A 6,418-nucleotide genomic window follows, 5' to 3' on the forward strand; every position below is an offset into this window, starting at 1 on the left:
CCTCCGAGAAGTCACCCGAAACGGGGAGCCGGGGGACGGCCCCGCCCGACCGCACCGACGACCTGGAGGACTCCCGTGACCCACGAGACCGCCGACGCCCTCGCCCCCCGCGTGCCCGCCGAGCTCGCCCGGGACGTGATCGCCCTGCGCCGCGAGCTGCACGCCCACCCCGAGCTGGACCTGCACCTGCCGCGCACCCAGGCCGCCGTCCTCGATCGGCTCGCGCCCCTCCAGGAGCGCGCCGGCCAGGACGCGCGCACCGGCGGGCCCGCGCTCGAGGTGAGCACGGGCCGGGAGCTGAGCTCCGTCGTCGTCGTGCTGCGCGGCGCCAAGCCGCTGCCGGCGGGCACCCGGCGGCCCGTGGTGCTGCTGCGCGGGGACATGGACGGGCTGCCCGTCACCGAGCTGACCGGGCTGGACTGGGCGCCGCCGACGCCGGGGACCATGCACGCGTGCGGCCACGACCTGCACACCGCCGGGCTCTACGGCGCGCTCGCGTGGCTCGTGGAGCGGCGGGACGAGCTGACCGCGGACGTGATCGGCATGTTCCAGCCCGGCGAGGAGACCGACGGCGGCGCCGCCCGGATGATCGACGAGGGGCTGCTCGAGGCCGCCGGGCCTCACCCGGATGCGGCCTACGCGATCCACGTGTACGCGGGCAAGTACCCGCACGGGGCGGTGGTCTCGCGGGCCGGGGCGATTCAGGCCGGGTGCGACGACCTGATCGTCACGGTGCGCGGCCGCGGCGGGCACGGCTCCGTGCCGCACCTCGCCCAGGACCCCGTGCCGGTGGCGGCCGAGATGGTGCTCGCGCTGCAGTCCCTCGTGGCGCGGCAGTTCGACGCGTTCGACCCCGTGGTGGCGACGGTCGGGCACCTGAGCGCGGGCTCGGCGGCGAACATCATCCCCGACACGGCCACGCTCGCCATCACCCTGCGGACGTTCTCCGCCGACGCGCGGGAGCGGCTGGTGCCGGCGGTGCGGCGCATGGTGGACGGGATCGCCGCCGCGCACGGGATGTCCGCCGAGGTGCGGGCCGACTGCGCGTTCCCCGTGACCGTGAACGACGGCGAGAAGGTGGACTTCGCGCGCGGCGTCGTCGAGGACCTGTACGGGGCCGAGGCGTGGCAGGAGCTGCCCGAGCCGGAGCCGGGCAGCGAGGACTTCTCCGAGGTCCTGGCCCGCGTCCCCGGCGCGTACCTGCTCCTGGGGGCGGTGCCGCCCGGCGTGGATCCCGAGACCGCCGAGGGCAACCACTCCCCGCGGGCCGTGTTCGACGACGCCGTCCTGCCCCGGGCCGTGGAGGTGCTGGCCGAGCTGGCCCTGCGCACCCCGCCCGTGCCGGAGGGCTGAGCGGGGGAGGGGGGCTCCCGTCAGGGCGCGTTTCGGGTGACTTCTCGGAAGTGAAAGGGCCCCTCACCTCCGAGAAGTCGCCCCGAACGCGCCACGGGGGCCGAGCCGACGCCGGACGAGCCCGATCACGCGGATGAACCCCTCCCGCAGGTCCTCCTGAGTGCAGCGCAGCGGCAGCCAGTCCAGCTCCAGGCAGTACGCCTCCCGGCGGGCATCCCGCGCCTGCTGCTCGGGCGTCCGGTGGGCGGCGCCGTCGTACTGCAGCGCGATCCGCGCGTCGCGATAGCCCAGGTCCGCCTCGGGCGAGCGCGGATCGGAGGGGTCGACGGCGATCTGCAGCTCCGGCTCGGGGAGTCCGGCGCGGATCAGGGCCAGGCGCAGCCGCGTCTCGGGCGCCGAGTCCGCCCCGACGCGCACGTCCGCCAGGGCCTCGCGCGCCCGGCGGATGCCGTGGCGGCCGGCGTGCCGGCCCAGGGCCGCGTCCAGGAGCGCGGGGGTGGTGGCCGGAGGACGCCGGCCGTCCGGGTGCCACGGGTGATGGACCAGGTGGTCCCCGGCGACGACGAGCCAGTCCAGCTCCCACGGCCGCAGCAGGACCGCGAGATTCAGCCAGGTGCGCTCGGGCGACGTGACCCGCAGCCCGCCGCCGACCTGCCGGACTTCCCGGGGCGGCAGCCGGAGCCGATGCGTCACAACGCCGGGCAGCGCGGACCGGTGCTGCCGACGCCCGCGGTCGACCGTCAGGTGCAGCTCCTCAGATGCCTCGAGGCGGCGTGGCAGCGGGATGCCGTGCCACGCGGCCGCCGTCGTGTGGCTGATGACCCCTCCGGTGACACGGCAGAGTGCGGCGGCGCGGTCCCAGGTGAGCGCGGCCGGATCGGCGGCCGTGTAGACGCCGCGCCAGATGCGCTGCAGGTCGGCGGCGCGGGTGCGGTCCCAGGGGAGGCCGGCGTCGAGGAGCTCGTCGACGCCGAACGCCGCGTGGGCCAGGGCTAGGGGCAGGGGTGCGCGTGCGGTCATGCGGCCGAGCCTGACCGGATGCGCGGCGGCCGCGGGCGGGGGCGGTCCGATCCGTGGACCCCGGTCGGCCGGCGGTCGCCTGTGCAGGAGACGTGACGCGCGCGCGGGGCTGAACGGGGTTCCTGCCCCGGCCGGTTTTCGGGTGACTTCTCGGGGGTCCGTGGCCGCAGCACCTCCGGCAAGTCGCCCGAATCGCGGGGGTGGGGGTGGGGGTGGGGGCCGAGAGTGGGTGGGGAGACGGCTCAGGGCGTGCGGTCCACCGGCACCAGCTCGACGTCGGCCAGCCCGCCGTCCCGCACCACGGCCCGCATCAGCGTGCACACCGGCTGGCGCCGCCGGTCCGTGGGGGATCCCGGGTTGAGCAGGCGCAGCCCCGGGTTGGCGGTCTCCGGCCCGGCGACCGTGTCCCACGGGATGTGGCTGTGCCCGAACACCAGCACGTCCGCGTCCGGGAAGGCCTCGGCCATCCGGCGCTCGCGGCCGCGGGCGGCGCCGGTCTCGTGGACCATGGCGATCCTCACCCCGCTGATCTCCACGCGCGCCACCTCGGGCAGGCGGGCGCGCAGGGCGCCGTCGTCGTTGTTGCCCCACACGCCTACGAGCCGCCGCGAGCGCGCCTCGAGCTCATCCAGGACGGACTCCTCCACCCAGTCGCCGGCGTGGAGCACGACGTCGGCGCGCGCCACCTCGTCCCACACCTGGGCGGGCATGGCGCGGGCCCGGGGCGGGATGTGGGTGTCGGCAAGGAGGAGCAGGCGGGTCTCGGTGGTCATCGCGCCAGGTACGCCCCGATCCACGTGGCCAGGGGCAGCGCCACCATGAACACGGCCACGAAGCCGTAGACGAGGAGGCGGCCGACCCGCGTGCCGATGTTGATCGTGGTCCCCACGCCGTAGCCCGGGCGCTTGGCGGGGAACACGGTGGGGTCCTCGGGGTCGTCCTTCATGCCCAGCGGGGTCCACGTCTTGTCCTCGGCGAGCTCCTCCGGGGTGGGCCGGTGGCCCAGGTCCGCGGCGACGCCGTCCGCCCAGCGGGTCCACCGGCCCAGGGTCGCGCGCAGCGCCCCGAACACGCCGACCATCAGCGCCGTCAGGAGCAGCGGCATCAGCCACCAGGGCATCCGCCAGGCGCCGGCGGAGAGGACCTCGGCCGTCGTCGGGGCGGTCATGAGCAGGCTGAGCAGGGCGATCCAGCCCATCCCCTCGCGGACCCCGCGGTTCACCCCCTCCTGGCGGACCCGCCGCCAGGCGCTGGTGGCCCCGTGCACGCCGGTCATGGCCGGGATCATCGCGGCGATCAGGGCGAGGAACGCCGTCATCCCGAGCCCGAAGATCGGCGCGAACGCGACCGTCCCGAAGGTGGTGTCCTCCCAGCGGTCGGGACGGCCGTCGATCCCCCAGTGCACCGGCACCTGCTCCGGCAGCCCCGGGTACGCGACGACGGTCCACACCAGCAGCGCGACGCTCACCGCAGCGGTCAGCAGGTACGGCCACCACGGCCGGGCGCGGCCCTGTCGCAGCGCGGCCTCCTCGGCGGCGGGGACGGGCTCGGGCTCGGGCGCGGGGACGTAGCGGGCCATCAGCCCAGCGTATCCACAGGGACGGACGCTCCGGCCGCGGTCGGGCCCCGTGCCGCCGTCGGGCCGCGCACCCACGTCACCCCCGCGCCGGCGATTCGGGCGAGTTCTCGGAGGTCAAGGCGGCTCACACCTCCGACAACTCACCCGAAACGCGTAGGGGTGGGCCCGGCGCGGGGGTGGGTGCGGGTCCGGGGGTGGCTTGAGGACGGCGACGCCGACGTCCGCGCCGTCAGCCCAGCAGCGCGACGGCGCCCGGCACCGTCTCGACCTCCACCGCGGCTCCGCCGTGCGAGGCGGGCAGCACCTCGTCCCCGTCCGCGTACACGGGCACCCCGTCCGGCACGGCCACGCGCACCCGCCGGGCCCGCTCGGTGCGCAGCGGCCGCAGCAGCCGGTGGGCGCGCACGTAGACCAGGGGGAAGAGCAGGGCCAGGCCGGCGGTCGGCAGGGGCCCGACGACGGTCGCCTCCGCCCGTCCGTCGTCGAGGCGGGCGCCGGGGGCCAGAGGGATGCCGCCGCCGATCGTCGGGCCGTTCTGGACCGAGACGAGGGCGACGCGCTCGCGGCGCACGGGGCCGTCGTCGAGCCCGAGGCCCATCTCCACCGCCGCGAAGGCCCGCGCCTCGAGGCCGAGCGCGGCGAGGTAGCGCAGCGGCCCGGGCACCGCGCCGAGGGCGTTGGCGCGCGCGTTCACCCGCGCGTCGAAGCCGATGTTCACCGAGTTCGCGGCCCACTGGCGCTCCACGACGGCGCCGGCCTGGGTCACCGTCAGCCGCAGCGCGTCGATGCGGCGGACGGGCGCGGCGGGGTCCTCGAGGGCCCGCAGCACGGCCTCGAGGGCGGCGCCCGGATCGCGGCGGTGCAGGCCGGCGGCCCGGGCGAGGTCGTTGCCGGTGCCCGCCGGGACGATCCCCAGGGGCACCCGGCGACCCGTGGCCTCCGCGTGGTCGCAGACGAGCCCGACCCCGGCCGCGACCATCCCGTCCCCGCCGCGCACCACCACCGCGTCCACGCCGTCCGCGAGCGCCGTGCGGGCGGCGGCGAGCTGGGCGGCGTGGTCGGCGGGGTCGGGGACCGCGAGGTCGAGGGCGAGCCCCGGGTGGGTGCGCAGCCGCGCCTGGGCGCGGGTGAGGCTGCGACGCCGCCCGGCGTGGGGGTTGAGCAGCACGAGGACGCGGCGGCGGACGGCCGGGGCGCCGTCGTCGTCGGGGGAGCCGGGGGTCATGCGCCCAGGCTAGGCCGGGGCCGAGGGTCTCGGCGCGCACCCCTCTTCCCGGAGATTCGGGCGACTTGTCGGGGGTGCGGGGCCTTCACACCCCCGACAAGTCACCCGAATCTCCCTCGGCGGGGGCGGCTCGGGCGTCCGGCCGCCCCTGTGTGACACCGTGGGACGCCGCGATTCGGCCGCCGCCTCCGCAGCTCTCTAGCTTTGCCTCGTCCCCCGCCACGGCCCTCCGCCGCGGCCCGTCCTGCGAGAGGCAGCGTGATCCGCCATGGCCCACCCGGCTCCCCCCTCGGCTCCGCCGCTCGCGGCCTCGCCCGCCACCGCGGTCGACACCGCCGCCGACGACGGCGCCCCGGCCACCAGCCGGCTCTCCGTCCGGCTCGAGAACGTGGGGCGCGCCTTCGACACCCCGCACGGGGCGCACACCGTGCTGCGCGACGTCAGCCTGACGATCGCCCCCGGCGAGGTCCTGGCCATCCTGGGCGCCTCCGGCTCCGGCAAGTCCACGCTGCTGCGCTCCGTGGGCGGACTGGACACCGCGCACTCCGGCCGGGTGCTGCTCGGCGAGAGCCCCGTGACCGCGTACGACCCGCGCGTCGCCGTCGGCTTCCAGGAGCCGCGGCTGCTGCCGTGGCGCACCATCCGCCGCAACATCGCCCTGGGCCTGCCCCGCGGCACGTCCCGCGCCGAGGGCGAGGCCCGCGTGGAGCGGCTCATGGAGCTCGTGGGCCTGACCCACGCCGCTGAGCGCCGCCCCCGCGAGGTCTCCGGCGGCATGGCCCAGCGCACCTCGCTGGCCCGAGCGTTCGCCCGCCGGCCCGAGGTGCTGCTGCTGGACGAGCCGTTCGGCGCGCTCGACGCCCTGACCCGCATGAAGATGCAGGACCTGCTCCTGGACGTCCACGCGAAGGTCCCCACCACCGTCCTGCTGGTCACCCATGACGTGGACGAGGCCCTGCAGCTCGCGGACCGCATCCTGCTGCTCGGCCCGGACGAGGACGGCCGCCCCGGCGCCACCGTGCAGCGCGTGCTCACCGTGCCCGGCGAGCGCCCCCGCGAGCGCGGCGACGACGCCCTGGCCCACCTGCGCACGGAGCTCTTCGCCGGCCTCGGCGTGGACCTGCACTCCGCCGCCGGGGCCGCCCGGTGAGGCGGCCCGTCGTCGCCCGTCCCGGAGCCCGGACCCTGGGCCGGCGGGCGCTCCTGGCCGGCGGCCTCGGCCTCGGCGCGCTCGATGAGCT

At 77.1% G+C, this 6,418-nt stretch carries 6 protein-coding genes; 2 read left to right on the plus strand and 4 right to left on the minus strand.

The genetic code is table 11. The annotated features are described in order from the left end of the window. Positions 1-75 precede the first annotated feature (75 nt). Positions 76-1,353, plus strand: a complete 1,278-nt coding sequence (locus NWP10_RS02965; RefSeq protein WP_258299847.1) for a M20 family metallopeptidase — start codon at positions 76-78, stop codon at positions 1,351-1,353. Between the two features lie 63 nt (positions 1,354-1,416). On the opposite strand, the gene NWP10_RS02970 is transcribed toward NWP10_RS02965, so the two are convergent. The 4 genes from NWP10_RS02970 to NWP10_RS02985 all read right to left on the minus strand — a co-directional run bounded on the left by NWP10_RS02970 (position 1,417) and on the right by NWP10_RS02985 (position 5,177). Beyond that, positions 1,417-2,373, minus strand: coding sequence for a hypothetical protein (locus NWP10_RS02970; protein ID WP_017488442.1), 957 nt, complete (start codon positions 2,371-2,373; stop codon positions 1,417-1,419). 242 nt (positions 2,374-2,615) lie between these two features. Continuing rightward, entirely contained in the window at positions 2,616-3,146 is a 531-nt protein-coding gene (locus NWP10_RS02975) for a metallophosphoesterase (RefSeq protein WP_017489708.1), read from the minus strand. Then, on the minus strand, positions 3,143-3,952 hold the full coding sequence (locus NWP10_RS02980) for a DUF1648 domain-containing protein (RefSeq protein ID WP_017489709.1): 810 nt from the start codon (positions 3,950-3,952) through the stop codon (positions 3,143-3,145). Before NWP10_RS02980 ends, NWP10_RS02975 begins: the two co-directional genes overlap by 4 nt. Before the next feature lie 229 nt (positions 3,953-4,181). Continuing rightward, positions 4,182-5,177, minus strand: coding sequence for a diacylglycerol kinase family protein (locus NWP10_RS02985; RefSeq protein WP_258299848.1), 996 nt, complete (start codon positions 5,175-5,177; stop codon positions 4,182-4,184). Positions 5,178-5,445: 268 nt separating this feature from the next. Here NWP10_RS02985 and NWP10_RS02990 point away from each other — a divergent pair, with 268 nt between their 5' ends. Further along, a complete protein-coding gene (locus NWP10_RS02990) occupies positions 5,446-6,327 on the plus strand; it encodes an ABC transporter ATP-binding protein (protein WP_017489711.1) in 882 nt (293 codons plus the stop codon). Positions 6,328-6,418: the final 91 nt, after the last annotated feature.

The sequence above is a fragment of the Micrococcus sp. HG099 genome (assembly GCF_024723355.1).
Classification (GTDB): Bacteria; Actinomycetota; Actinomycetes; order Actinomycetales; family Micrococcaceae; genus Micrococcus; species Micrococcus endophyticus.

Excerpts from the sequence above, each read along its gene's own strand:
- NWP10_RS02985 (WP_258299848.1), bottom strand. The coding sequence starts at position 5,177 with ATGACCCCCGGCTCCCCCGACGACGACGGCGCCCCGGCCGTCCGCCGC.
- NWP10_RS02970 (WP_017488442.1), bottom strand. The coding sequence starts at position 2,373 with ATGACCGCACGCGCACCCCTGCCCCTAGCCCTGGCCCACGCGGCGTTC.
- NWP10_RS02980 (WP_017489709.1), bottom strand. The coding sequence starts at position 3,952 with ATGGCCCGCTACGTCCCCGCGCCCGAGCCCGAGCCCGTCCCCGCCGCC.
- NWP10_RS02975 (WP_017489708.1), bottom strand. The coding sequence starts at position 3,146 with ATGACCACCGAGACCCGCCTGCTCCTCCTTGCCGACACCCACATCCCG.
- NWP10_RS02990 (WP_017489711.1), top strand. The coding sequence starts at position 5,446 with ATGGCCCACCCGGCTCCCCCCTCGGCTCCGCCGCTCGCGGCCTCGCCC.